At 67.6% G+C, this 26,368-nt stretch carries 23 protein-coding genes and 1 pseudogene; 12 read left to right on the top strand and 12 right to left on the bottom strand.

Translation table 11 applies throughout. The features are described from left to right. Positions 1-245: 245 nt before the first annotated feature. From OG555_RS27455 to nadA, 4 genes are all read right to left on the bottom strand, one after another. Positions 246-1,529 (bottom strand): alpha/beta hydrolase, encoded by a 1,284-nt coding sequence (locus OG555_RS27455; protein ID WP_329475431.1) that lies wholly within the window; start codon positions 1,527-1,529, stop codon positions 246-248. A 545-nt stretch (positions 1,530-2,074) separates the two neighbouring features. Then, positions 2,075-2,368 carry a DUF1330 domain-containing protein gene (locus OG555_RS27450; protein ID WP_329475418.1) on the bottom strand — a complete coding sequence of 98 codons (294 nt, stop codon included), beginning with the start codon at positions 2,366-2,368 and terminating at the stop codon, positions 2,075-2,077. 139 nt (positions 2,369-2,507) lie between these two features. After that, on the bottom strand, positions 2,508-4,019 hold the full coding sequence (gene nadB / locus OG555_RS27445) for an L-aspartate oxidase (protein ID WP_329475430.1): 1,512 nt from the start codon (positions 4,017-4,019) through the stop codon (positions 2,508-2,510). Next, the gene (gene nadA / locus OG555_RS27440; protein WP_329475429.1) at positions 4,016-4,996 is read right to left on the bottom strand and encodes a quinolinate synthase NadA; all 981 of its coding nucleotides are present in this window, start codon (positions 4,994-4,996) and stop codon (positions 4,016-4,018) included. Before nadA ends, nadB begins: the two co-directional genes overlap by 4 nt. Positions 4,997-5,066: 70 nt before the next feature. Between nadA and OG555_RS27435 the strand changes: the two genes are divergently transcribed. After that, the gene (locus OG555_RS27435) at positions 5,067-5,771 is read left to right on the top strand and encodes an NUDIX hydrolase (protein ID WP_132195477.1); all 705 of its coding nucleotides are present in this window, start codon (positions 5,067-5,069) and stop codon (positions 5,769-5,771) included. 6 nt (positions 5,772-5,777) lie between these two features. On the opposite strand, the gene nadC is transcribed toward OG555_RS27435, so the two are convergent. Beyond that, positions 5,778-6,665, bottom strand: coding sequence for a carboxylating nicotinate-nucleotide diphosphorylase (gene nadC / locus OG555_RS27430; RefSeq protein ID WP_329475428.1), 888 nt, complete (start codon positions 6,663-6,665; stop codon positions 5,778-5,780). 452 nt (positions 6,666-7,117) lie between these two features. On the opposite strand from nadC, the gene OG555_RS27425 reads away from it, so the two are divergent. Both OG555_RS27425 and OG555_RS27420 read left to right on the top strand, forming a co-directional pair. Then, positions 7,118-7,936: an LLM class flavin-dependent oxidoreductase gene (locus OG555_RS27425; protein WP_329475427.1), complete on the top strand. Its 819-nt coding sequence runs from the start codon at positions 7,118-7,120 to the stop codon at positions 7,934-7,936. 213 nt (positions 7,937-8,149) lie between these two features. Next, positions 8,150-11,380, top strand: a complete 3,231-nt coding sequence (locus OG555_RS27420; protein ID WP_329475426.1) for a S8 family serine peptidase — start codon at positions 8,150-8,152, stop codon at positions 11,378-11,380. Here the strand turns inward: OG555_RS27420 and OG555_RS27415 are convergent. Further along, positions 11,365-11,586, bottom strand: coding sequence for a hypothetical protein (locus OG555_RS27415; RefSeq protein WP_329475425.1), 222 nt, complete (start codon positions 11,584-11,586; stop codon positions 11,365-11,367). The genes OG555_RS27420 and OG555_RS27415 overlap by 16 nt on opposite strands. 123 nt (positions 11,587-11,709) lie before the next feature. Then, positions 11,710-13,437, bottom strand: a complete 1,728-nt coding sequence (locus OG555_RS27410) for a hypothetical protein (protein WP_329475424.1) — start codon at positions 13,435-13,437, stop codon at positions 11,710-11,712. A gap of 472 nt (positions 13,438-13,909) precedes the next feature. Here OG555_RS27410 and OG555_RS27405 point away from each other — a divergent pair, with 472 nt between their 5' ends. Further along, the gene (locus tag OG555_RS27405; protein ID WP_329475423.1) at positions 13,910-14,314 is read left to right on the top strand and encodes a nitroreductase family deazaflavin-dependent oxidoreductase; all 405 of its coding nucleotides are present in this window, start codon (positions 13,910-13,912) and stop codon (positions 14,312-14,314) included. A gap of 90 nt (positions 14,315-14,404) precedes the next feature. On the opposite strand, the gene OG555_RS27400 is transcribed toward OG555_RS27405, so the two are convergent. Then, complete coding sequence (locus OG555_RS27400; RefSeq protein WP_329475422.1) at positions 14,405-15,370, bottom strand: cyclase family protein; 966 nt, start codon at positions 15,368-15,370, stop codon at positions 14,405-14,407. A gap of 364 nt (positions 15,371-15,734) precedes the next feature. Next, a complete protein-coding gene (locus OG555_RS27395) occupies positions 15,735-16,274 on the bottom strand; it encodes a GNAT family N-acetyltransferase (protein ID WP_329475421.1) in 540 nt (179 codons plus the stop codon). Between the two features lie 351 nt (positions 16,275-16,625). Between OG555_RS27395 and OG555_RS27390 the strand changes: the two genes are divergently transcribed. Genes OG555_RS27390 through OG555_RS27380 form a run of 3 tightly spaced genes read left to right on the top strand, consistent with a single transcriptional unit; the run spans position 16,626 to position 18,835 of the window. Next, positions 16,626-17,084 (top strand): MarR family winged helix-turn-helix transcriptional regulator, encoded by a 459-nt coding sequence (locus tag OG555_RS27390; RefSeq protein ID WP_329475420.1) that lies wholly within the window; start codon positions 16,626-16,628, stop codon positions 17,082-17,084. Next, entirely contained in the window at positions 17,081-18,508 is a 1,428-nt protein-coding gene (locus tag OG555_RS27385) for an MFS transporter (RefSeq protein ID WP_329475419.1), read from the top strand. Before OG555_RS27390 ends, OG555_RS27385 begins: the two co-directional genes overlap by 4 nt. Positions 18,509-18,541: 33 nt before the next feature. Further along, positions 18,542-18,835: a DUF1330 domain-containing protein gene (locus OG555_RS27380; protein WP_329475418.1), complete on the top strand. Its 294-nt coding sequence runs from the start codon at positions 18,542-18,544 to the stop codon at positions 18,833-18,835. 298 nt (positions 18,836-19,133) lie between these two features. On the opposite strand, the gene OG555_RS27375 is transcribed toward OG555_RS27380, so the two are convergent. After that, the gene (locus tag OG555_RS27375; RefSeq protein ID WP_329475417.1) at positions 19,134-19,679 is read right to left on the bottom strand and encodes an adenylyl-sulfate kinase; all 546 of its coding nucleotides are present in this window, start codon (positions 19,677-19,679) and stop codon (positions 19,134-19,136) included. Positions 19,680-20,124: 445 nt separating this feature from the next. On the opposite strand from OG555_RS27375, the gene OG555_RS27370 reads away from it, so the two are divergent. The 3 genes and pseudogenes from OG555_RS27370 (at position 20,125) to OG555_RS27360 (ending at position 21,792) form a co-directional block, all read left to right on the top strand. Beyond that, entirely contained in the window at positions 20,125-21,042 is a 918-nt protein-coding gene (locus tag OG555_RS27370) for an aminoglycoside phosphotransferase family protein (RefSeq protein ID WP_329484881.1), read from the top strand. 257 nt (positions 21,043-21,299) lie between these two features. Next, positions 21,300-21,431: pseudogene (locus OG555_RS27365) on the top strand (IS701 family transposase); the annotation flags it as partial. A 10-nt stretch (positions 21,432-21,441) separates the two neighbouring features. Next, positions 21,442-21,792: an AMP-binding enzyme gene (locus OG555_RS27360; RefSeq protein ID WP_442914539.1), complete on the top strand. Its 351-nt coding sequence runs from the start codon at positions 21,442-21,444 to the stop codon at positions 21,790-21,792. 68 nt (positions 21,793-21,860) lie between these two features. Here OG555_RS27360 and glnII read toward each other — a convergent pair whose 3' ends face one another. Then, positions 21,861-22,880, bottom strand: a complete 1,020-nt coding sequence (gene glnII, locus OG555_RS27355) for a glutamine synthetase (protein ID WP_329475416.1) — start codon at positions 22,878-22,880, stop codon at positions 21,861-21,863. A gap of 134 nt (positions 22,881-23,014) precedes the next feature. On the opposite strand from glnII, the gene OG555_RS27350 reads away from it, so the two are divergent. Then, positions 23,015-24,610 carry an amidase gene (locus tag OG555_RS27350; protein ID WP_329475415.1) on the top strand — a complete coding sequence of 532 codons (1,596 nt, stop codon included), beginning with the start codon at positions 23,015-23,017 and terminating at the stop codon, positions 24,608-24,610. Between the two features lie 145 nt (positions 24,611-24,755). Here the strand turns inward: OG555_RS27350 and OG555_RS27345 are convergent, their stop codons facing one another. After that, the gene (locus OG555_RS27345; RefSeq protein ID WP_329475414.1) at positions 24,756-25,112 is read right to left on the bottom strand and encodes a phosphotransferase; all 357 of its coding nucleotides are present in this window, start codon (positions 25,110-25,112) and stop codon (positions 24,756-24,758) included. A gap of 361 nt (positions 25,113-25,473) precedes the next feature. Between OG555_RS27345 and OG555_RS27340 the strand changes: the two genes are divergently transcribed. Then, on the top strand, positions 25,474-26,355 hold the full coding sequence (locus OG555_RS27340; RefSeq protein ID WP_329475413.1) for an alpha/beta fold hydrolase: 882 nt from the start codon (positions 25,474-25,476) through the stop codon (positions 26,353-26,355). Positions 26,356-26,368: the final 13 nt, after the last annotated feature.

Below are 26,368 nucleotides of genomic sequence, written 5' to 3'. Positions count from 1 at the left end.
GTCGAAGAGGGTTGGTCAGCGGGGCCAGAGTCCCTTCGAACACAGACTTCTGACGCCTGAAGAGCTGGTTACCAGGCCATCATTGGCCCTTTTTATCCGCAGGCTCAGGGCTCGAGCTGACATACCTCTCTGAGCCAATTCGGCATCACGCGCGTCGCATACCAGTCGCGCTCGCGGTCGGCGCCGATGTCTGCGGCATCATCCGTTCGGCCAACCTTTCGCATCTGCGGACGGCGAATGCCGCGTCAGGGACCCTTGAGGGGTTCCCCGGTCTGCACGGATACGACCACGTCGTGGATCGCGCGGGTGACCGCGGCGGCGTGAGCTGGGTTTTCCACGAAGGAAGCGTGGGTCGACCCCGACTCGACGCGATGAAGGCTGTTGGTCGACAGCGTGGCCATCTCGTTCTGAGCAGCGATCCATCCCTTGGCGTTGTCGAGTTCGGCGGTCAGGACGACCAGTGGCTTCGCGTCGAGGCTGCGGAGTTCCCCGGCCTCGGCTTCGGACCGGTTCGCGACGCCGAACTCGTCGAGGAAGCCACTCATTTCCTTCCCGGTGGCGGCAGTTGCACGCGCATCGTCGCGGTATCTGGGCGGTAGATCCGAGAAACCGGTGTCGGCGACAAGGTGCCCGACCCCCAGCCGAGAGGTCGTTGCGACCAGCGAGGACAGGTGCTTCAAGACGCTGTAAGAACTCGCCTTCTGCGGGGACACGCGGGTGCTCTTGGCCGCGGTGGAGTCGACCAGCACGAGACCGGCGACCTCCTCGGGATACTTCGCGGCGTACGTCCTCACGTACAGGCCGCCAAAGGAATGCCCGGCCAGTACGTACGGACCCGGAACGTGTGCGCGATCCAGCAGATTGTGCAGATCGGTGGCGATCTGCGCACCATCGGGCGGACTCGCGGCAGGATCACTCCAGCCACGCCCCGCCCGGTCGTACACGCACACTCTGCTGTCGCGGGCCACAGCGGGTGCGATCAGCCCCATCGAGGCCGCGGAGCCGCCGCCACCCGGTTCAAGAATCACGATCGGGCCGCGTGAGCCAGTGCACTCCAGGTGGAGTCGGTACGGTCCCACATCCACGAGCTGACCGCGCATGGCGACCGCAGGTCCGGTCGACTGGCGGATCGTCTCGTACGCCCCGCCGAGAGCAAAGATCACCAAGATGACCAGCACCGGGTTCAACAGCCACACCCTGGTCCGGCTGTGCAGCTCGCGCCTGGCGCGGGTCCAGGCCCAGACCACCAAGACCACCAGCGCCGGCGGCCAGACCCACCCCAGCGCATCCACCACCGCGTCCGGGGCCAACAGCACCAGCGCCCCGGACAACGCCATGAAGATCGCCGGCGCCACAGCCCAGCGTTGTGGCTGATCGGTGAACCGAGTAGACAAAACCGCCACCAGCGCCCACCCGAGCGCAAAACCGAACAGCACCATCGCGGTGGCGAAGTCCACATCTACCCTGCCCACTGGCAGGAACGGCAGGATCACCGCCGCAACGAAACCCGCGGCCAGCGATCCGGCCACGACCCCGCCAACGTGCGAGCGCCCTCGCCCCTGCGGCCCGGCGGGAACGTCCGTGTCTGGTGGCGGGTTGGAGACGCCCTCGGGGATCAAAGGATCGTGAATTGTCATCCTCGATGGCCTGTCTCCAGCGCAGTCACAGCCGGCTTCAATCGTTCGCCGGGGCGACGCCGAGCGGAGTCAGCGCGCAGGAATTCCTCGGTGCCTCCAACCTACGCCGAGAAGCTACCAAACACGACACTTGGGAGTCCCGCCGTGCGCAGCATCTTGCCAGCGGCAAGATCGGACACAAGTTCAAACATTCACCGGCGAAGCTCGCTCGCGGGCGAGCCCTCCGTGACTTGACATCAGGCCGGCTGTCGGCGCTGGAAGCACGGGATTTGCATGTAATGCAGAGGCTCCCGTCTGGTCGCGATTTCGGCGTCGTTGCAGGTCAGGGCCCGCATCGGTGGCGCGCCGTGGGATGGTGTGTGTCGTTGCTCCGGGCAAGTTGCACCAGCGAGAACCAAGAGGGTGGATCTTCAGTGACGATCCGGCTGGGGCCTCGGTCAGTCGATGCCTTCGACGATGCGGAAGTCGCGCTCGACGCCGTCGGACAGGGCGACCAGCGCGTCCTGGTAGGCCGCGCTGTCGTGCGCCGCGACGGCCTGCTCGAAGCTGTCGAACTCGATCAGGACGGTGCGCTCGGCGATTCCGGCGTCATGTGCCACGACTCGACCGCCGCGGACGAGGACCCGACCGCCTCCGGCCTTCACGGCCGGGGCGGCCAGCTTGTTGTAAGCAGCCAGCTTCTCGGGGTCTGAAATGGTGCGGTAGACGCTGACCCAGTAGCCCTTGGGCATGGAACCTCCAGTGTTGGGATGAGTGCATCTGACTTACGGGTTGGTCTCGGACGAGCGTCGGCGGGCGAGAGCGAGGCTTGTCAGCGTCGTGATCGCCGTGGCGCCGATGGCGCTGCCCAGGGAGTACCCGACGCGGAGCTCAGGTTGCGGCTGAGTGGAGAAGCTGACGCACAGCTGGGAGACCCTCCTCGTCGAGACGGATGACAAGATGCCGGTTCCACCGTTCGTCGGTACGGGGGTGGTCGGAGCGCCAGTGACACCCGCGGCTGTCCTCCCGGGTGATCGCTGCCGCGACGACCGTTCGCGCCACCGTCGCCAGGGGGCCGTCTCCCGCCGACTCGAGCTCGTCGAGGGCGGTCTGCAATCCGGCGCCGTCGCGGCGGATACCGGCGTGTTCAGTCAGGATCGCCCGGATCCTGTCCGGTTCGCGGTCCTCGCCCAAGGTCAGCCAACTGGGCTGCCCGTACGACTCCGCGGGCAGGTCGAGGGTCAGAGCCGTGGCGACGCGCCGCCCGAAGACCAGGCCTTCGAGCAGGCTGTTGGATGCCAGTCTGTTGGCTCCGTGGACGCCACCGCCCGCGGCCTCGCCGACGGCGTAGAGACCCGGCACATCGGTTGCGCCGTCGCGGTTCGTCCGGATTCCGCCGCACAGGAAGTGTTCGGCCGGGGCTACCGGGATCGGCTCGCTCAGCATGTCGACGCCGATTCGCCGGCAGGACGCCAGGACGGTCGGGAACCGCCGGCGGATGGTGTCCTCCGGGATCGACCGGGCGTCCAGCCACACGTGCTCGCACCCGTCGCGCCGCATCGTCGACTCGATGGCCCGGGCAACGATGTCCCGCGGAGCAAGGTCCGCACGCGGGTGCACGTCGGTCATGATCCTGCCGCCGCGCAGGTCACGGAGTACGGCGCCTTCACCGCGGACGGCCTCGGTGACCAAGGGGAGCTGACCTGTGCTCTCGCCGGTGAAGAGTGCGGTCGGATGGAACTGTACGAACTCCATGTCGACCAGCGACGCCCCGGCCTGCAGCGCCAAGGCGATGCCGTCGCCGCGGACGGTCGACGGATTCGTGCTGGCCAGGTAGGCGTTGCCGATCCCGCCGGTGGCCAGCACGACGGCGCGAGCGTCGATCTGGCTGACGTCCGCGTCCTCCTCGACGAGTACGCCGGCGATGTGTCCGGAGCCCGACTTGATCAGGCCGACGGCCCGTCCTGTCACCGTCCGGACGCCGGCGAGCTGCACTGCCTGGTGGAGCGCGCGATGAACTTCGGCGCCGCTGGCATCGCCGCCGGCATGGACAATCCGGTGGCGGTCGTGGCCACCTTCGAGGGTTCTCGACAGTGAACCGTCGCTGTCGCGGTCGAAACGAGCGCCCAGGGCGATCAGTTCGGCCAGGCGCTGTGGACCTTCCTCGACGAGTGCGCGGACATTGCGCGGGTCGCAGAATCCTGCGCCGGCGATCTCGGTGTCGTGGGCGTGATCGAGCGGGTCGTCGTCGCCGTACGCGGCGGCGATCCCGCCCTGTGCCCACGGTGTACTCCCGGAACCGGCACTGACAACGAGTACGTTCCGGGTCGCCGCCAGGCCCAGCGCGGCCGACAGGCCGGCCGCACCGCTGCCGATGACGACGACGTCGGCGGATCGTCTCACCGAGCACCACCGGGTCTGCCGATGGCAACCATCCGCTCAACCGACTGCCGGGCGCGCTCGGCCACGTCGAATGGCACCTCCACCTCGTCGCGGCCCTCACGGAGGCACCGCAGCAGCAGTTCAGGCGTGATCATCTTCATGAAGCGGCACGAGGCCTTCGGGTTCACCGGCCGGAAAGTCGTACGCTGGTTGACCTTGCGCAACTGATGGAGCATGCCGATCTCCGTCGCGATCAGCGCCGTCTTCGCGGTCATGTCGCGAGCGGCGCCGAGCATCCCGGAGGTCGAGAGAATCCGGGTCCGGTCCGCGGGCAGATCACCGACGCCGGCGAGCCAGATCGCCGACGACGCGCAGCCGCACTCCGGATGCACCAGAACCTCGGCCGTCGGATCGGCCGCCACCTGGGCCCGCAGATCGGCCGCACTGATCCCGGCGTGGACGTGGCATTCACCCATCCACACGTGGATGTTGTCGCGCCCCGTCTGCCGTCGCACGTGGTTGCCGAGGAACTGGTCGGGCAGGAACAGGATCGGCTGGTCCGCCGGGATCGACTCCACCACGTCCACAGCATTCGACGACGTGCAGCACACGTCGGCTTCCGCCTTGACCGCGGCGCTGGTGTTGACATAGGCAACCACCGCAGCCCCGGGATGCTCGGCCTTCCATTTGCGCACCTGATCGGCGTCGATCGTGTCGGCCAGCGAACACCCGGCCTGGGCCGTGGGGATCAGCACGGTCTTGTCCGGACTGAGGAGCTTCGCGGTCTCGGCCATGAAGTGCACGCCGCAGAAGACGATGGTCGATGCGTCGGTGCTGGCGGCGAGCCGCGACAGTTCGAGCGAGTCGCCGACATGATCGGCCACATCCTGGATCGCGGGGTCCTGATAGTTGTGGGCGAGGACGACCGCGTCCCGCTCGCGGGCCAGGCGTCGCACCTCTCCCGACCAGGTCGTCGCAGTGCTCTGGGCAACGGACATTGCCTGTTCCCTTCCCTCGGATAGTTTTCGCCCGTTAGGCGATAACTAGGGTGACGGTATCATCGGCGACATGCCCGTCGCCAAGAAAAGTGATCCGGTCAACATCCCCAGCTATCCGCACGAGGTGCTGGCCGTGGTGCTTTCCGTCCGTGACGGCAATCTGTGCGTCCTGCTGTGGCGGCGCGGGCAGAGCCCGTTCAGGTATCGCTGGGCGCTGCCCGGGGGTGGCGTGCAGCCCACGGAACGGCTCAGGGAGGCGATCACCGGTCATCTCGCGGCGAAGGTCGATGTGCGTGATGTCGCCCATCTGGAGCAGTTGGCCACCCACAGTGCGATCGATCGAGATCCGCGGGCGCGGGTCCTCGCGACCGCGTACCTCGGGCTCGTTCCGTCCGACGTACAACCGAATCTGCCGGCCGACACGGCCTGGCACCGGGTGGACGAGTTGCCGCGTACGGCGTTCGACCACCACTACTTCATCGACGCGGCCGTGGGGCGGCTACGGGCGAAGCTCTCGTACACGAACATCGGGTTCGCTCTGGCTCCGGCTGAGTTCACCATCGCCGAACTACGCGACCTGTTCAGTGCCGCCTTGGGCTATGAGCTCGGCGCGACCAATCTGACCCGAGTTCTGACCCGGCGACAGGTCATCGGCCCGACCGAGCGGACCGCCCGGCCCGGACAGTCCGGCGGGCGCCCCGCCGCGGTCTACAAGTTCGTGGCCCGCGAGTTGACGGTGACCGACCCGTTCGCCGTACTGCGCCCACCTCGATGATCCGGCTCACGGCCGCACAGTCTGCTCCTGAGGCTCGAACGGACTGATCAGCAGGCTGGTGTCGAGCGCCGGTGCCGAGTGCGTCAGCGCGCCGACGGACACGGCGTCGACTCCGCTGGCGGCGATGTCGGCGACAGTCTCGAGACTGATGGTGCCGGAGGCCTCGAGCCGGCATCCGGATCCGGATGCGTCACGCTGCTCGACCACTGACCTGATGACGTCGGTGGACATGTTGTCGAGCATGATCCACTCGACCTGGCAGTCCAATGCCTCGTAGGCCTCGGCCAGGGTGGTGACTTCGACCTCGACGGCCAGGTGCCGGCGGGTCGCAGCCATGCCGTCGCGGACCCTTCGGACGGCTGAGCGGACGCCACCTGCGGCAGCCAGGTGGTTCTCCTTCAGAAGCACCATTGCGGCGAGGTCGAGTCTGTGGTTGGTTCCGCCGCCGCAGGTCACCGCGTACTTGTCCAGAGCCCGGAGGCCGGGCGCTGTCTTGCGGGTGTCGAGAAGCTTCACCTCGTGCTGCCCGATGGCGGCCACGAACGCGGAGGTCAGGGTGGCGATGCCCGACATCCGCTGGACGAAGTTCAACGCCGCCCGCTCGCCGGTGATGATCGAGCGCGCCGGTCCACTGATCCACGCGAGCGGCTGCCCGGCGCGAACCGGGTCGCCGTCGGCAACGGCCGGTCGCACCGCAACGGACGGGTCGATCGCGTCGTACACGCTTTCTGTCAGTGGTAGGCCCGCTACTCGTCCCGGCTGCTTCGCGATCATCACTGCCTCGACGTCCATTTGCTCAGGGACGCTCCATCGAGTGGTCACATCGTCTGCTGCGTGGTCCTCCGACAGTGCGGTGCGGACGGCGGCTCGGATCGTGTCGGTAGCCAGTTGCATGAGTTCGTCTACCTGCCCTCGCTCGTGGTGTTCAGGTGTAGCACCTCCGCATCTTGCCATCAGCAACCGTGCGTCTTTCGAGGTGTTTTCGATCATCAGGCGATAACCGCGTATCACGGTACCATCGTTTATGGAAATGGTCGGCCAGCCGGTTCAGCCGACCGGCCGCCCACCTGGACCTCCGGCGCCGGGCAGACCCCCCAGCTGTGGCAACTCCCGTCACTCCAACACCCGCCGGTACCAGTTGGAAGTGGGTGGGATCGTTCGTCGGGTAAGTTTCCGGGACGGAAGATGCCCGGTGATCTTGCGATCTGGAGACTGATCGCCGACCACGGCGGTTCATCTCCGATCGAAGTGTCGACGTTCTTGGGCGGGGTTGTCGAATCCTGGGAGGCGGGTTCGTGGATAGAGCAACCAGACCGAACAAGGTCCCAGCCTCAAGGAGAACCACGATGAACGACCAGGCCAGCCGGGTAACCAAACCGTTCCGATTCGGGGTCGTTGCGCCGATCGGTTCTGACCTGCCGACGTGGCGAGACCGCGTGCGCCGCATCGCCGACAGCGGCTACTCCACGTTGCTGATGCCCGACGTCCCTACATGGCAACCAGCAATTGGCCCCACGCTGGCAACCGCTGCCGCGCTCGCTGACCTGCGGATCGGCTCGTGGGTCTATGCCGCTGCGCTGCGCGAACCATGGAGCACAGCCTGGGAGGCCCACTCACTCTCAGTACTCACGGAAGGTCGCTTCGAAATGGGCATTGGCGCCGGCCGACCCGGGATCGAAGTCGAGCTGGGGCGTCCTGCCGTCTCCCCAGCTGAGCGTCGTGCCAGGATGCGCGAGACCGTGGCCGCCCTGCGTAGGTTCGACGGCCCCGATCTGCACACGCCGGTTGTCATGGCGGTGAGCGGACCGAAGTCGCAGGCGCTGGCGCTCGAAGTCGCTGACGCAGTCACGTTCGTACTCTCGCCGGAAGATGATCGGGTCGAAACCACGAACCGGGTACGCGACTTCCCTGGTGGCCGGAACATCGAACTCGCCCAGCACGTCGCCGCTGTCGGTGACGGTGTCGCTCCGTTCATGGCGCCGCCCAACCTCGACACCGCAGCGCTTCGCGCGGCCGACTCGCTCGTCATCCTTCCGAGTGACCCCGCGGCAGCTGCCGAAGAAATCCAACGACGTCGCGAGGAGATCGGCTTCTCCTATTTCGTCATCGGCGCCGACTTTGCCGACACACTCGCGCCGGTCGTGGCCAAGCTGGCCGGACAATAGGCGGCGAACGCCTCGCAGGTCAACCAGGCGACAGCGATCGCATCGCCGCTCCCGAACCGGCCCTCGTCCGCCACAGCTTGGTATGGACGCTGGGCCGGTCACAACACCACGCAATCCGTTATTGGTGCGTACCAGATTCGCTGACGATGCAACCCCAGGTCTCGGCCGGTCCGTCTCTGGTCTGTCCACGACCGAGACCTGGGAGGGCCCTAAATGGCTCAAAGATCGAGAACGGGACCTGCGGTTGCCGCACTGGCGATCGCGGGCCTCGCGTTGTCCGGAGTGAACGCGCAGGCAGCGCCACCCACCACAGCTAGGGGAAGAGACGTACAGGTCACGCTGATCACCGGCGACCGCGTGGTGCTGCACGGCGGTGATCCGGCGAAGCAGTCCATCGAGCGAGGACCGGGCCGGGAACACATCGCCTTCCAGACCTTCCGGAACCAGGGTCACTCGTACGTGATCCCGTCGGACGCGGGCAAGTCGATCGGTGCCGGGCGCCTGGACGAGCGGTTGTTCGACGTGACCGGTCTGATCAAGGCCGGGTACGACGACGCGTCGTCCGAGGTGATCCCGGTGCTCGCGGCGTACGACGGGAAGGCGAAGCGCGTCGTACCGGCTGGCACCAGGGTCGCTCGGCAGTTGCCGTCGATCAACGGCGCGGCGTTGAGGGTGGACAAGGCGAAGGCAGGATCCTTCCTGGGAACGGTTTCCGGGAAGATCTGGCTGGACGGCAAGCGTCGCGTGACGCTTGATCAGTCGGTGCCGCAGATCGGTGGCCCGACGGCGTGGGCGGCCGGATACACCGGCAAGGGCGTGTCGGTCGCCGTACTGGACACCGGGATCGACAAGTCGCATCCCGACCTGGCGACACAGGTTGCCGGCGGCAAGAACTTCACCGAGGAGGCGGACGGCGATCTCGTCGGGCACGGTACGCATGTCGCGTCGACGATCGCCGGGACCGGCGCGGCGTCGGGCGGGAAGTACAAGGGTGTGGCGCCGGACGCAAAGCTGTACGACGGCAAGGTCTGTGACAGCAGTGAGTCCTGCTCGGACTCGGCGATCCTGGCCGGGATGGAATGGGCCGCCAAGGACATCAAGGCCAACGTCGTCAACCTCAGTCTGGGCGGGCCGGATACTCCGGAGGTCGATCCGCTGGAGGCGGCCGTCAATCAGCTGACGGCGGAGACCGGCACGCTGTTTGTGGTTGCTGCCGGCAATGAAGGTCCCGGTGACCGGACCATCGCGTCGCCGGGCAGCGCGGATGCTGCACTGACGGTCGGCAATGTGGACAAGCAGAACCAGCTGAACCCGACCTCGAGCCGCGGTCCGCGAGTGGGCGACAGCGCACTGAAGCCCGACGTGACGGCACCGGGTACCGACATCGTTGCGGCGAAGTCGAAGGACTCGATCATCGGCGAGCCGGTCGGTGACCAGTACCTGCGGTTGTCCGGTACGTCGATGGCGACTCCGCACACTGCCGGCGCTGCCGCGTTGCTGGTGCAGGAACACCCGTCGTGGAAGGCAGGTGAGCTGAAGAGCACGTTGATGGGTTCGGCGAAGGTGATCGCGGATCAGACGGTCTTCCAGCAGGGTGCTGGGCGGATCGACCTGACGACGGCGATCAAGCAGAACGTGATCGCCGAGACGAGCAGCATGTCGTTCGGACTGGCGTCGTACCCGCACACGGACGACGAGCCGGTGGTGAAGAAGCTGACGTATCGCAATCTCGGTGACCAGGCGGCGACGCTGAACCTGGCGGCAACATTCAACGACGCTTCGGGCACCGCGGCTCCGGCGGGTGCGTTGGTTTTGAGCGCCAGCACTGTCACGGTGCCGGCCGGCGGGACCGCGTCGGTCGACGTCACGTCGACCACCAAGGACAACGGGCCGGACGGCCTCTACTCCGGCCGGATCACAGCCACGGGATCCGGCACGGCGATCGGCGTACCAGTCACGGTGGAGCGGGAGGTGGCGAGCTACAACCTGACGGTGCAGACGATCAACCCCGCGGGCGCGCCGTCCGACAACCCGGTGCTGATTGTCGACGTCAACCACCCGGAGCTCAACGGATACGACACCGACGGCACGCTGACGCTCAAGCTCCCGAAGGGAGAGTACGCAGTCGACCATATGCTGGAGTACGAGCGGGCTGCGGAGGACTGGGAGGTCTACAAGCTGGTGGCTCCGAGCGTGAAGCTCGATGCCGATCGGACTGTCGTCCTCGACGCCCGCAAAGCCAAGCCGGTGACTCACACCGTGCCCGAGGCCGGGGCGGCAAAGCTCGAGGAACTGGCCGGCTACGTCCGGCGGTCGGCCGAGCCCGATGGGCCTGTCTTCTCCTCGTCCACGGCTGTCGGACGGGATGCGCTCTACACCCTTAGCACCGGGCCGGCGCTTGCGGCCGACCAGTTGACCGGTTTTGTGACGGCGACGCTGGCGAAGCGGGGCGACGACGGGTCGCCCACCAACACGCCGTACGTGTACTCGTTGGCGAAAACCCAACCCGGTGTGTTCCCGACCGGTCTTCAGCGCGTGGTGCGGCAACCGGAGTTGGCGGTGGTGAACTCGACGATCAACGCGACCATCGATACGCCCACCTGGCGGTTCGTCTGGCCGGAGATTCCCGGCACCCTGTTACTTGCCAGCGGAATCAAGTTCGACACGACGCAACCGGTTCGCTACTCCTACGACGAACTGCCGGACGGCTGGACGGCCGGTGCGAGCGTCCAGGCGGACGGCTTCCCGCCGCGTGAGTACTGGAATATGGAGACCGTCTCCCCGCAGGTGTACCGCGCCGGCCGGACCTACGAAGAGCGGTGGAACGCGGCCGCCTTCGGCCCACGGGTCTACCTGGCGGCGAGGACCGATGCGAACCTGTACCTGTTGGTCGGGAACCTGGGTGACGCGGACGGACACTACGGCCGCACGGCCACCGACTCCGCGAGCAGCACCCTCTACCGCGACGGCGAGCAGGTGGCGACCGGGACCAGCTTCGGCGTGATGAACGTGAACGGCCTGCCGGCGGCCAAGGCGGCGTACAGGTTCGTGACCACCGGAACCCAGTCGATCACCGGTTTCGCGACCCGAGTAGACCTGACCGCCACCTTCACCTCCGCGGCAACCACGAAGCAGACAGCGCTACCCATCAGCACCATGCGCTTCCAGCCCAAGGTCGACGACCACAACCAGGCCGCGCGGACCACAGTCACCGACCTGCCACTGACGATCGACGGCGCCAAGCACCTCAGGTCCCTCGAGGTCGAGGTCTCCGGCGACAACGGCACCACCTGGACCACAACCACGATCCGCAAAACCCCGACGGGCTACGCGGCCACCTTCTCCACCCCGGCCGGCCCCACGGTCTCCCTCCGAGCCCACCTCACCGACCGAGACAACAACACCACGGACCAAACAGTCATCTCCGCCTACCACCTGAAGTAGCCCAAAGCAGCCGCCGCCCCTCGGCGGCGGCTGCTTTTGGTGCCCCAGTCCTGCTTCACCTGCAGTCGCTCCGCGCGGCGCGCGATGGCGGCGCGGACGAAGTTGACCACCACAAGTGCGGGCAGGAAGAAGGCCTGGAAAAACATCCAATAGCTCTCGGCCTGGCAGATGAAGCCGAAATAGATGCCATAGGCAAGAAACCCCACCCCCCGCCGAGGCGCTGACCAATCAAGCCCCGTCCGACTGCTCAACATCCTTCATCACAGCGAAGGCCCGCTATCGACGCGCGGATGGACTACCCGCCTGGTGAGCCGGGGTCTCCCGCTCGGTCAGGGCATTGCTCCTGTCGGTCGCGACGTCGATGGAGGCTGCAGCACGCGGTCCAGCGTCCCGGCGAACGACGGTGCGAGATGACTAGTGAAGTTGCCGGGGGCGGCGCGGATCTCGGCGTCGGAGGCGTCGGTCGGCAGGAAGGTCGACGGTATGCCTTTGCTGTCGAGGAATCCGATCACTCCGGACTGGCTCGGATCGATGCCCGCGGCGTCGCTGAGCCATACGGCAGGCTCAGTGGCCGGGTAGCCGACCGGGACCGGCAGTTCGCCGGCCTTCCGTTGGATCTCGGCTGTCGGCGCGGGATGCTCCTTGTCGCCGACGGTGTCCCAGGTCAGGCCGATCACGGTTGGCGACTTGCCGCCGGAGGTGAGCTTGGCCAGGCGACGGACTGCGGGGGCAACGTCGGTGACGTCGCCGGCGGCCACGACGACCGGTTTCCCGTCGTAGTCGGCCCAGCGCAGTTGTCCGCCGCCAAGACGCGGCACGGTGAAGGCCGGCATACCGTCGGAAGCCGGGTTGAGGGCCGGATCGTCGTACAGGCCCGGCCCGTGCTCGCCTGGGCGGCGGCCGCATGCGGCGTCGATGAGCTTGAGTTTCGACGCCGGCGGAGGTGGCAACGTCCCTGCCGCGGCCGACTCACCAACCCGGCGCAGTTCTTTCGCGGCCTGCGCGGCCAGTTCGACGTCGCCGGGCGTCGTACCGACGCGGATTGCGAGCGGGCCAGTGAAGAGGACGACCGAGTCACCAGCGAGGGAGACGGTTGGTACGCCGTGAATCGGGGTCAGTCGTGAGCACCCGACAATATTCCCGCCAAGCGGGATTTCCTCGGCGCCGACCTCGATACGAGAGCTGCAAGAGCCTTCGCTGCAAAAAGATCCGTAGCCGACGTTCAATGACTGGCCGGGGTCGAGGGAGGTATCACCCTGCGCCTCGGTGTCCCCGGTGAAGATGATCGCGTCCTCCAGCGGCAATCCGTGGAATTCGGCGCCGAGGTAGTAGATCGGTGTCGTCGTGGTGGTCGCGATCTGGCGGAGCCGGGCCTCGGTCTTTGCCGGCCCTGGTCCGGATGGACCGCTGCCTGGCGCTGGACTGTCGCCGCCGGCTGGCATCTTCGTCGAGAACGTGTCAGGAGCGATCACAGGGCCGAACGTCACCTCGGTCAGTTTGTCCGGGCCGCCGCTCGACAGGACCAGACCGGTCTGCTCATCCAGAGCGATCTCTCGCGCGTCCATCGGCTCCACCGGCGAGCCCTCAGCCGCCACCACCTTGTCGCAGTGATAGCGCACCGCTGTCCTGGCGAACAGTGTCGTCGTGCCCAGCCGCTTCGCTGCGGCACACATGTCGGCGAACTCCTTCGTGCCGGGCCTATAGAAGAACGTGGCTCGGGGGAACTCGTCCTGGCTCGGGTTGTCCTGCCGCTGGTACTTCGGATCGCTCTGCGGGTCGAAGGACAGCAACACCTTGCCGTCCCACACGACGTATGCGCCGGCGTCTGGTCCAGTCAGTAGCGTCTGCCGGAACCGCCTGTTTCCGTCCACGATCAACTCGTACGACCCGGCGTCGTCGGCAGCCGTTCCGCGCATCTTGACCAGATCAGGCGGCACCGTTGCCGAAGGCGACGCAGACCCGCCCACTGATCGTTGCCCGCCACAACCACCTGCTGCCGCGACGGCGAGCACGACCGCGGCGACGAACATCTTTGCTTGCTTGGCCCGCACAGTCATGCCGACTGCGCTCCTCCCCTGTCGACGATGCTCCAGGGACCGGCGGTGGCGACCGGCCATGATCCGTGGTGCACCCCAGACCTGCCCTCTTTGACGCACGCAGCACGGCTTCAGCTCAGTCTGCGCGCGGAGACGCCGGCGCGGGCTGAGTAATAGTGCTCAATTCGCCGGGGGATCGTCCCAGATTCGGCCTAGTACTCCATCGCCGCTGTTTGTCCGGCGCCGTGGGATCAATCGTGGTGCGAAATCGCGTCAAAGAGAATCAACTGGCGCGGCCAGAATCCCTTTCGAACCCAGACTTCTGACGCCTATCCGTGGTGCGAACCAGGGGGTGACATGGGTCAATTGGAGTGATCAGAGCCAGCCGCCGAGGATCCCGAACGCCATGTCTTCTGCGTCAGCAACTCCGCAACCGTCACCGGCTGGGTCTGACGACGTACTCACGCCCGCCAGGTCTCGGTAGCGTGGTGGCATGAGCGCAGATGGGCGGACGCGGGTGTGGCGGTTCCGGCATGTCGCCACGCGGTACGTGAATCCGGTGTCGCGACATGTCGCGGGATGGCTGCCGGGGTTCGGGATCGTGACTTACAGCGGACGGCGCAGCGGGCGGATCTACAGCACACCGCTGAACGTGTTCCGGCGGGACGACAGGTACTTCTTCTTTCTGACGTACGGGTCCGAGGCGCAGTGGGTGAAGAACATCCTCGCGGCCGGTTCGTGCTCGCTGAAGACCCGTGGTCAGGTCGTGCATCTGGTTGACCCCGAGCTGGTCACCGACCCCGAACTCCGCCCAGCACCGTTCCTGGTCCGGCTCATCGAACGCCGTGTCGCCGGAGTCACGCAGTACCTGACGATGCGGCCGGCGCCGAGTATCTGAGCGTGTCCTGCCAGGTACGGGAGGCCCGCTCCGGCCCGAAGCGCTACCCCGTGGCCGCCGACCACTCCGCGGCCTCGGGCGCGTGGGTGGTCACAGTACGGCGATGGGGTTGATCGGCGACCCGGTCGCGGTCGGCAGCCGGAGCGGCGCGATGACGCACAGGAAGGTCCAGTGCGCCGTTTCCTCGCATATCCGCACGAGGTCATCGAACTGGAGGTAATCCAGCAGCATCACGCCGAGCGCGTTGATGGCAAGGACGTGGACGGGGAAGGCCACCCCGTCGGTCAGGCTCGGCGCGGTGTCGTTGTTCCCATCACCGCCCAGGACCGCGATCTGCCGCTCGGCCAGCAGCGGCATCACCTCCGGGTGCAGCCCGGCCCGGGCCGCGGCCGCATCCCAGGGCCCGCGCTCCTCCCGCCGCCGCCGGTGACCCACCCGCACCAGCAGAATGTCGCCACGGCCGACGTGGACGCCTTGGTCGCGTTCCGCGGCCAGCAGGTCGTCGACGGTCACATGGTCGCCGGGGTCCAGCCAGGCCACCCCGCGAGACCGTGGTACATCGAGGAGCACCCCGCGGCCGACGATCCCGTCGGCGGCCACCCCGACGGACAACTCGGTCGCGCCGCTCTCGGTGATGGTGTCCGCGGGCACTCCGTTGTACAGCTCGCCGTCGAAGATCACGTGGCACAGGGCGTCGAGGTGGCTGTCGGCATTGCCGTGAATGTTCATCTCGATCCGGTCCATGCCGAACGCGACGCCTCGGCCGGCCTCCGCGGCCGGTGGCCCTTTCATCTGGTGCCGGGCGGGTTCGGGGTCGTCAGCCGTCACCCGTCCCTCCACCGGTGCGGCGAGCGAGACCGCCCGGCCCAGCCTGACTTCACCTGCGCCGGCCATGGTTCCGGCGGAAGTGAGGTAGTTCAACGCCCCTCGCCGGTCGTCAGACCCCCAAGGCCGCTGGTTGCGCAGCTGCTCGTACAGCGAGCGGAACTCCGCCTCGGTCATCCGGCCCGGCGGCAGTCTGCTCTCCCCGGTGCCCGTACGTCCCCTACCGGTCATGTCGACAGCCTCCCCGTTTTGCGCGCCTGTGGGTAGCCCGTCACCAGATAGCCCGCTGCCCAGCGAGTCCGCCGATCGCACGGCCACCCAGAGCACGTGCCGCCACGCATCTCGACCACCCCAGGACACTGCTCACGCCTGGTCGGCTCCGGCCAGGCGCCGCCGGCACCTTCTGATCCGTAGAGGCAGGCACTCTGATCGCGACCCGCTGGTCTGCCCTCCGGAGGTCGTCAACCAGGTGCTCGTCGTCGCTCGCCGGTGCAGGTCGTTGGGGTCAGGTATTGCCTTCGGGCCATTGCGTACATCACCGACTCGTTGCCCTCGCCGAAGGACTCGACAAGCCCGGCTCCGATCGCGTTGCACATCACGTTGGGTCCGGCTCGCGCATCGTCCATTCGTGCGGCAGCGCCGCGAACCACATCACGTCGATGCGCTCGCCCTGCCACACGCTGTGTGCGCGCATCGTTCCCTCGTGCACGAACCCCGCTCGGCGGGCCACTGCAGCTGACGCTTCATTGTCCGCCTCGACCGTCAGGAAGGCGCGAGCTGCGCCGAGCTCGAACAACCACCGTGTGAGCAGAACCACCGCCCGAGTCGCGTACCCGCGCCCTCGCGCGCCCGGCCCGATCCAGTAGCCGAGCTGCGCTACGTCTTCCTTCGTCCAGTCATCGACGCCGCAGCAGCCGACCAGACCACCAGAGGCTGCGTCCGTGATCGCGAATGCAACACCAGCTGGTGATTCCGCCGCGACGAACGCCCTCCAGCTCGACGCGAACTCGTCGATGATCGCTTCAGCGTCCTCGATCGAGAGCGGCGGAGCCGGTCGTCCGAGTCGGTCGTGGGCCCCGTTGTAGCGTCGGATCGCTGGGATCGGCGAATGCTTCCGCCATGAACCCGGCGTCATCTCTCGACCAAGGCCGGAGAGTGACCACGCCATCCGAGAGCGACACGACCGGAATGTCGGCATCCGCTTCACGCACGTCTATCGGCTCCTTTCGTTCCGGTTTGACCCTCCACACGTCGAACCCGGAGGTTACCCCGAGCCTCCTCTGGGCTCACCGCCGCCAGCCTCGGGTCCGCGTCGACGACAGCGCCGCCGGCTGGCCACGTGTCGAGCTTGAACTGACGGCCTTCTCATTACGAGGAGGAACGCGACCAGGCCCGCTGAGGCGGCTCGACCTGCCCGCTGGGGGGTCTGCCCGTGACGTCCGACCACTTCCATAAACGATGAATATAAAACTGCTATGCTTCGAGCATGAGTCGTCAAGACACCACTCCTGGCGCGTCCGCTGCCATCGGGGCAACCCTGTACGGCCTGGCCACCAGGGCCGTGAGACGCCTGCCCCGGGACATGAGCCTGACGTCCGCCGCCACCCTGGCCACCCTGGACCGGACCGGCCCGCGGCGCATCACCGACCTGGCCGCGGTCGAGGGCGTCACCCAGCCCGCGATGACCGCCCTGGTCCGGGTGATGGAGGAGTCCGGCCTGGTCGAGCGGTGGGGCGACGCGTCCGACAAGCGGGTCACGCTGGTGTGCCTGACCGAGGCCGGCGCCTCCTATGTCCGGACGCGGCGCCAGGCGGGCGTCCACGCGTTCGAGCGGTTGATCGGCGAGCTCACCGGCGACGAGGTCGAGGCGCTGGTGGCGGCCCTTCCGGCGCTGAAGCATCTGGCAGAGCTCGAAAGCCAGGACCGCGAAGGGCCGAAGCAGTGACCGGGCAGCCGGTCGGCGGGGTGAAGGCGTTCCCGGTGGCGCGTTCCGAGGCGCGGCCGCTGGTCCCCGCTTTGATGTTCATCGCTCTGGTCGTGGCGGCGGTCGCCAGCCTCGGGACGCCGCTCATCACCAGCGTGGCGACCTCGTTCCACGTCTCGCTCGGCAGCGCGCAGTGGACGCTGACCGTCGCGCTGCTCAGCGGCGCCGTCGCCACGCCGGTCCTGGGCCGGCTCGGAGCCGGCCCGCACCGGCGGGCCACGATCCTCGCCACGCTGGCGGTCGTCGTCGCCGGCAGCGCGCTCACCGTGCTGCCGCTGCCGTTCGCGTGGCTGCTGGCCGGCAGGGCGGCCCAGGGCGTCGGGCTCGGGCTGACGGCGCTGATGATGGGCGTGGCCCGGGACCACCTCCCCGAGGAGCGCAGCGCGGCCGTGATCGCCCTGATCTCGGTGGTCTCGATCATCGGGGCCGGCGTCGGCTACCCGCTGGCCGCACTGCTCGCCGAGCTCGGCGGGGTACGGGCCGCCTACGGCCTCGGCCTGGTCGTCACCGCCGCCGCCCTCCTGACCGCGTGGCGCTCCATGCCCGAAGCCCCCGAAGGCCGCTCCGCCCACGTGGACGTGGCAGGCGCGGTCGTCCTGGCCGCTGCGCTGCTCCTGGTGCTGTTCCTCGCCGGCGAACGGAATCTATGGAGCCGGCACCTCGCCGTGGCGGCGGGCCTCGCCGTCGTCGCGGTGGTGCTGCTCTGCGTCTGGGCCGTCATCGAGCTGCGCAGCACGACGCCCCTGGTCGATGTGCGGGCGGTGCGGCACCCGGCGGTCGCCGGGGCGAACCTCGCCATGTTCGTCGGCGGGATCGGCATGTACCTCCTGCTCACGCTCATCACCCGGTACGCGCAGACACCGCACGGCGCCGGCTACGGCTTCGGGCTGACGACCTTCGTCGCCGGGCTGGTCCTCATCCCGTTCTCGGTGCTGGGGTTCGTCGCCGGCAAGCTCACGCCGCGGGTCCGGACGCGGATCGCCGACCCCCTGCTCCTGGCCGGCAGCGCCGTCGTGGTCGGCGGCGGGTTCGCCCTGTTCGCGGCGGCCCGGTCGGACCTGGCCGAACTGTTCGCGGCGATGGGCGTGCTCGGCTTCGGCGTCGGCGGCTTCTCGGCCGCGATGCCCGGCGTCATCCTGGCCGCCACCCCCAAGAGCGAGACGTCGAGCGCCATGAGCTTCAACTACGTCGTCCGCAGCGTCGGGTACTCCCTGGGCAGCGCCATCGGTGGCCTGATCCTCGCCGCGGGCACTGGCCCCGGCCACCTCGTCCCCGACGACAGCGCCTACACCACCGCGGCGCTGGTCGGCATCGGCGCCATGGCGATCACGACGCTGACAAGCCTCGCTCTCGCCCGCCGACGCTCGTCCGAGACCAACCCGTAAGTCAGATGCACTCATCCCAACACTGGAGGTTCCATGCCCAAGGGCTACTGGGTCAGCGTCTACCGCACCATTTCAGACCCCGAGAAGCTGGCTGCTTACAACAAGCTGGCCGCCCCGGCCGTGAAGGCCGGAGGCGGTCGGGTCCTCGTCCGCGGCGGTCGAGTCGTGGCACATGACGCCGGAATCGCCGAGCGCACCGTCCTGATCGAGTTCGACAGCTTCGAGCAGGCCGTCGCGGCGCACGACAGCGCGGCCTACCAGGACGCGCTGGTCGCCCTCTCCGACGGCGTCGAGCGCGACTTCCGCATCGTCGAAGGCATCGACTGACCGAGGCCCCAGCCGGATCGTCACTGAAGATCCACCCTCTTGGTTCTCGCTGGTGCGGCTCCTGGTGCGGCGGGGTCCGTGGGTGCTCGTGCCGGTCCTGGGCGGCTGCCCAGGCCCCCGAGCGAGCATCTGCCTACGCCAGCCGTCGACCACCGCCTCGAAAACCCGAAATCGCGACCAGACGGGAGTCTCTGCATTAGATGCAACTCCCGTGCTTCGAGAGCCGATAGCAGGTCTTATGTCCGGTAAAGGACGATGAGTTGCATCTGATGCGACAACTCGTCGCTGCGGGATGCCTTCAGGCCGAGTGCGCCCAACCGACCGCCCGCATCACGCGTCGCGCCACCTGTGTCGGCGCGTCGAGCCCCGGGTCGACAAGAACACAGTCCCCATCCAGACCTGCGTCCAAGATCAGATCCAGTTCGCCACTACGCCGAAGGTGCCAGTCCCGATCGGGTCCCGGCGCGTGCCGTTCAGTCAGCCGCGCCTGGACGCGTTCCAAATCGGTCTTGAGCCGACAGAGCTTCATCGGCATCGCCATGGCCGACTCGTACTTGCGTGCGGCGGCGCGGCTCTCAACTGCTCCAGAAACGACCACACGCATCGCCCCAGCAGCACGGTAGTTCTTCGCCACACAGGCCAAGTTGGTCAGTTCGAGCTCCATGTTGAAGGGATCCTCGGCCGGGGCTGGCCATCCGCGCGCCAACTCGTCCAGATCAATAACCGCATGCGGGATCCCCAGCTTCTGCAGTTGCTCACCGATCACCCGAGCGGTTGTCGTCTTGCCGACGCCAACGGTGCCAGTGATCAGGAGTGCTTCTACCGTCGCCGGTCCACCATGCATCGAACAAACCTAACGGGATGGCCCTCGAAACTCGATCGACTTTGCCGCCCTCAGCGAACCCTGCCCACAATCGATCCACCGCCCAGTTCGTTCCGGCCTGCGCTACCAACGGGCAGCCTCGCCCGGAGTGGCCATGAGGCTGCACCCGACGGATGCTGCAAGTCGAATAGGAGTGGTCCCAGTAGTCTCCTGACCGGGAACCGCGCAAAGGTTGGCGTTACGCGTCGACCAGCGCCGGCTCTCCCGGTCGACCAGCGCCGCACAGGCACCGGACAGTGGCAGGTATGTCTCGTCACCGCCAACGGCACCAGCGGCGGCGTGCACGTCGGCTGGCACGAACCCGGCCAGGTCCGGCCCGTCACCGACGACCGCGCCGACCGGCAGGCACCGGCCTGACGTTGGCCCAGACTGGTGATCGAGTCTCGTCCCATGAGGAGCCCGCGTGATGCTCGACATTCCCGATGAAGTGTGGAACAAGGTCGTCGCCGACGGAAACGCCGCGTGGCTCGACGAGCTGCCCTCGATCGTGGAATCTCTAGCGCAGGAGTGGTCATTGACCATCGGCGCCACGTTGCGCGGCGGCCACGCGGCGCTCGTCGTCGAGGCGACGCTCCCTGACGGAACGGTCGCTGTCCTCAAGGTCGGCCTTCCGGGGACTCAGCGCGATCTCACCTTCGAGGCGACCGCGCTGCGCCTCGCCGACGGCGACGGCTGCGCGAGCCTGCTGCGCGAGGACCTCGACCGCGGCGCACTCTTGCTCGAGCGACTCGGGGCTGCCATCTACGACGTGGTACCTGATCCAGCGACACGGCACGACATGATGTGCGATGTCGCCGTCCGGTTCTGGCGGCCGGTCAGCCCCGATGTCGACCTGCCGACAGGCGCCGACAAGGCACGCGAGTATTCCGACCTGCTGCCGCGACTGTGGGAACAGACGGGTCAGGCGTGCTCGGAAGCGACAGTCGAGGACGCTCTCGTGTGCCTGGACCGTCGCCGCCGCTCCCACGATGACCGACACGCCGTGCTCGTACACGGCGACGTCCACGACCTCAACGTGCTTCAGGCGGCGGACGGCACGTTCAAGCTCATCGATCCGGGTGGCCTGCGCGCTGAGCGGGCATGCGACCTTGGCACCATCATCCGATGCAATCCCGACGCCGGCGACGACCTGCACGCCAGGGCGAAGCGGCTGGCCACCCACACTGGTGTAGACGCCACGGCGATCTGGGAGTGGGGAACGATCCACCGCGTCATCAGCGGCCTGTACAGCCGACAGATCGGGTTCCAGCCGTTCGGTGATCTGTTGCTCGCCGAGGCAGATCGACTAACAGTCAACGGCGACGGGCCGGGCGGTGGTCAGTAGCGGCGAATCTTCTCGATCCGCCGGTGATCTCGTCGTCGGTCAAGAGCTCGCCGTTGTCGCAGCTTTCCCGGCTGGCGCTCTGAATCTCGTCGTATCCGATCAGGACCCGCTACTTCGCCTGGCGCTGCGCGAGTGATGTTCGCACCGGCATCCGTTCTGAAGACGAGGACAACAAGGGACTCCTGCACGCCCCGAAGCGCTCTAGGCATCCCGTCCTAGTACTCCAGCCGTAGTTCCTGATCAGGGGAGTTGGGCCGGTGGCCGGACGCCGGTGGACGATCGAAGAGTCTTTCCAAGCGGGTAAGGGACTGACCGGCCTGGATGAGCACCAGGTCCGGCGCTGGACGTCATGGCACCGATGGACCATCCTCGCGATGCTGGGCCACGCGTGCGGACCGAATACGCGCCCCGACGGTCGCCGAAGCCACCGTTGTCGGTGCGTCCGACCCGGCCACCGGTCAGGCGATCGGCGCCTTCGTGATCCTCCGCTCGGACGCCGGGGACGTCGGTCCGGACGTGGTCCAAGAGCTCCGCAACCACCGCACTGAGGAGATCGGACCGATCGCGAAGCCGCGCCGGATCACGGTCGCCGCCGAACTCCCGAAGGCGCGCTCCGGCAAGATCATGCGCCACCTCCTCCGCGACGTCGCCGAGAACCGCGAGACAGGCGACGTCACCACCCTCGCCGGCTCCACCGTCACGGACCTCATCAAGTCCAACCTCGAATCCGGCAAGACCGACGAGGACTGACGTCGCATGCCGAAGGCCCCGCGGTTCAGATTTCCCGGGGGCCTTCTTGTGCTTTTGGGGTGGGGTGGTCAGACCTGGCCGGCTCTTTCCAAAGCGGTGCAGCAGGTGTTCACCAGGAGTCGGGTGACGTTGTAGGGGTCGATGTTGGCGTTGGGGCGGCGGTCCTCGATGTAGCCTTTTTTATCTACCTCTACCTGCCAGGGGATGCGGACCGAGGCGCCGCGATCGGAGACGCCGTAGCTGTAGACGTCGTGCGGGGCGGTCTCGTGGGCGCCGGTCAGGCGCTCTTCGATGCCGTCGCCGTAGCCGGCGATGTGCTCCTCGACCTTGCCCGGGGCGCCGAGGGACTCGCAGGCGGTGATGATCGCGTCGTAGCCCTCGCGCATGGCCCGGGTGGAGAAGTTGGTGTGCGCACCGGCGCCGTTCCAGTCACCCTTGGCCGGCTTGGCGTCCAGGGTCGCGGCGACGTCGTACTCCTCGGCGATGCGGTAGAGCAGCCAGCGGGCTACCCACAGGTGGTCGGCGACCTCGACCGGACCCACCGGGCCGATCTGGAACTCCCACTGGCCGGGCATGACCTCAGCGTTGATACCGGAGATCTTCAGGCCCGCCTCGATACAGGCGTCCAGATGCTTCTCGACGATCTCGCGGCCGAAGACCTCGTCGGCGCCGACGCCGCAGTAGTACGGCCCTTGCGGGGCGGGGAAGCCGACGGCCGGGAAGCCGAGCGGACGCCCCTCCTGGAAGAAGGTGTACTCCTGCTCGATGCCGAACCAGGAATCCTGCTCGGCGTACCGTTCGGCGATCGGGAGGAGCTTGGCGCGGTTGTTGGTCGGGTGCGGGGTGCCGTCGACAAGGTAGACCTCGCACAGCACCAGCTTGTGGTCGCCGCCGCGGATCGGGTCGGGACACGAGAAGACCGGCTTGAGTACGCAGTCCGAGTTGTCACCGGGTGCCTGGTTGGTGCTCGAACCGTCGAAGCCCCACTCCGGCAGTTCGGCGCCGTCGGAGAGGATCTTCGTCTTCGAGCGAAGCCGCGCGCTCGGCTCGGTACCGTCGATCCAGATGTACTCGGCCTTGTAGGTCAACCGTCTGTCCCTTCGTCGCGGCCGTCCCTCAGGTGGTCCTGAACCGACCGACGTCGACAGTGTCAATCGGCCATTACGGACCTGTTGCCCGATTGTGAACAGCGTGTTAACCGCGCCCTCTGACCCCTGTGCCAGTGGAGTTTCCCACTGCCGAATCGCTGACCTGGGTGGGCCATCTTCGATGGCAGAACGAGTGCGTGACCAGGTGGCCCGTTCGGCTTCCCGTTGCGCGAAGCGCCATTTTATGGCCGCTGCGGCAGGCCGATAGCGTCGGATTCATGGAGTGGAGTTTTCTTTCGACCGAAGAGCTTTCGGCCGCTTTGCGTGCCGGTGAGACGACCTCAGTGGAACTGACCGAGGAGGCGATAGCCCGTATCGAGCGGGACGACAAGGTGATCAACGCGATCTGTGTGCCGGACTTCGACCGCGCACGGGCTGCGGCGCGCTCGGCCGATGAGGCGCGGGCCTGTGGCGAGGATCGGCCGCTGCTCGGTATTCCGGTGACGGTCAAGGAGTCCTACAACCTCACCGGGCTGCCCACGACCTGGGGCATGCCGCAGCACCGGAACTATCTGCCGGCCGAGGACGCGGTACAGGTGTCGCGGCTCAAGGCCGCCGGCGCGGTGGTGCTCGGCAAGACCAATGTTCCGTTGGGGCTGCAAGATATCCAGAGCTTCAACGAGATCTACGGCACCACCAACAACCCGTGGGATCACGCCCGCACGTCGGGTGGATCCTCCGGCGGATCAGCGGCGGCCCTGGCGGCTGGATTCGGCCCGTTGTCCATCGGCTCCGACCTCGCCGGCTCGCTGCGCACTCCCGCGCATTTCTGCGGTGTCTACGCACACAAGCCGACGCTTGGGCTGGCGGCAACCCGCGGCATGGTCGCTCCGTCCGCGCCCGCCTTGCCGGTCGATCTCGACCTCGCCGTTGTCGGCCCGATGGCGCGCACCGCCCGCGACCTCATGCTCCTGCTCGACGTGATGGCCGGACCGGACCCGCTGACGCTCGGCGTCGCGTACGACGTGACGCTGCCGCCCGCGCGCCACGAGCGGCTCCGCGACTTCCGGGTCCTGGTCATCGAGGAGCATCCGCTCATTCCGACCGGGTCCGCCGTACGAGCGGGCGTGAACCGGGTGGCCGACGCGCTTGTCGACGGCGGCGCCCGCGTCGAACGGCACAGTCCGCTGCTGCCCGATCTGACTGAGGCCGCGACGCTCTACATGCAGTTTTTGTTTTCAGGCTCCGTTGCCCGTTTTCCCGTCGAAGCGTACGAACAGCTGCGGACCCGAGCGGCCGGACTGAGCGCGGCCGACCAGAGTCTGGACGCGGTGCGGTTGCGCGGCATGGTGTCCAGCCACCGTGACTGGATGGAGGCGAACAGCCGTCGCGAGCTCCACCGGCACGGCTGGCGGCAGCTTTTCGCCGAGTTCGATGTCGTGGTCTGTCCGATCACGCCGACGCCCGCGTTCCCGCACGACCACAACCCCAATCCGCTGGAACGCCGGATCGACATCGACGGCGTCGAGTACCCGTACTTCGACCAGCTCGTCCTGGCCGGTCTGGCCACCATGCCCGGCCTGCCCGCCACCGCCATCCCCGCTGGCCGGTCCCCCGAAGGCCTGCCGGTGGGAGTGCAGCTCATCGGTCCGATGTTCCAGGACCGCACCCCGCTACGGCTGGCCGAACTGCTCGAGCAGAAGATCGGCGGCTTCCAGGCACCCAGGTAGGGCGTACTCCCGGGTGACCGTCGAGCACGAGGTACGGATCAGGCCCCTCGAGGACGCGATCGCCGGGACCGGCGTCGTCCTGCCGACTCAGTGCAGGGCCGCTGATGACCGCGGCAGGGCCGGGCACTGTTGATTTCGGACGTGGTCAGGTGGCGTTCAGGAGGGTCCGACCCGGCAGATGCGTCATCAGCAGCGACGGGTACTCGCACTCCGCAGCGAGGGGATCGACCCCGACCAACTCGGGAGCCGTCACCTCTGTTGCTGCAAGCATCGTCAGTGCGGTGGCTTCTCTGGTCAGGGCGTGGTTGGCATTGCCCACGCCGACGTACGAACGCAGCACCAAGGTGCGGGTGTCTCCGTTCAGACTGCCGATGGTCAACCGTCGCATCTCCGCGGTGATGCCGCCAAGCAGAACATCGGCGCGGACGATCCGTTCACCGGCGGCGAGGCGACTGGCTGCCCAGGCCAGGGTATTCGCTCGCACAGCCGTGTGGTCGCTCACGTCACCACCTCATCATTCGGGCGGCCATGCGCGGAAACGGTTTTCGGTTCACCCGCGGCTCGCGGAGACCCCCGATGCCGCCACATGCTCGAGCTCGCGACGGGGTCACGCGGGCGACGCACGACCGTAGCCGGCGAGGAGCCGGGTGTTGCCTCGGTCACCTCTCGGTCTTGCCGCAACAGTCAGATCCACGAGGGCGACCGGCTGCCCTGAAGGCGGGCCTTCGACTCGCGTCGAGACGATAAGGCACGGAGGGGCGTCCCTAGCCCGCCTCGCCGGTGAACTCGTCGTGGTGAGGCGACGTCTGCTGGCGGTGAAGTTCCGTCGGCTCGCGTCGATGGATCGCCTAGTGTCAGGTGTCATGACCGAGATGTTCGTGACCTCCGGTCCGCTGCGCTTGTGGACCGAGCGGATCGGAAACCCCGATCATCCCGCCGTTCTGCTGATCGCGGGCGCGTCAGCTCAGGGCATCACCTTCCCCGAGGCGCTGGTCAACCGCCTCGTCGTTCGCGGCGTGCAGGTGATCCGGTTCGACCATCGCGACACCGGGCGCTCGAGCATCATCGACTTCGACCGGCATCCGTACGGCCTCTCCGACCTGGCCGTCGACGCTGTAGCCATCCTGGACGCCTATGAGCTGCCGTCCGCCCACGTCGCCGGGGCATCGATGGGCGGCGTGATCGCGCAGTGGCTGGCCGTGCACAAGCCGGCCCGCGTACGCTCCTTGACCCTGCTCTCGACCACTCCCATGAGCCACGATCCCGGTCCGGTTTGGCAACGAGCCATGGCCGGGCAACCCGCCGACCCCAACGACCTGCCCCCGCCGACCCCGCGTTTCCTGCAGCACGTGGCCGACTCGGACGGCACTCCGCCGGGTGTGGATGCCGACGTAGCCATCTTCCAGGTCATGAACGGCGACGTCCGCCCCTTCGACGAACCGGCCGTCAGAGCGATGCTCCAGCGCTGCTGGACGAGGGCCACCGACCCGTCCGCCGCCGCCCACCACGGCCTGATCGGCCGGAAGAAGGGCCCGGACCTGCTCACTCCCCTGTCGACGATCACCGCGCCGACCACGATCGTCCACGGTGACCAGGACCCGATCTTCACGCTGGCCCACGGCGAGGCTCTGGCCGCCGCCATCCCGGATGCACACCTGCACGTCGTCCCTGGCATGGGACACGTCTACTTCTCCCCCGGCCTCCCGGAGCAGCTCGCCAACCTGATCTCCGTGGATACCCCGTAACCCGGCCGCCAGG

It is taken from the genome of Kribbella sp. NBC_01484 (assembly GCF_036227145.1).
Classification (GTDB): Bacteria; Actinomycetota; Actinomycetes; order Propionibacteriales; family Kribbellaceae; genus Kribbella.
The sequence above is the reverse complement of the archived record's forward strand: the minus strand, read 5'-3'. Positions and strand labels throughout refer to the sequence as shown.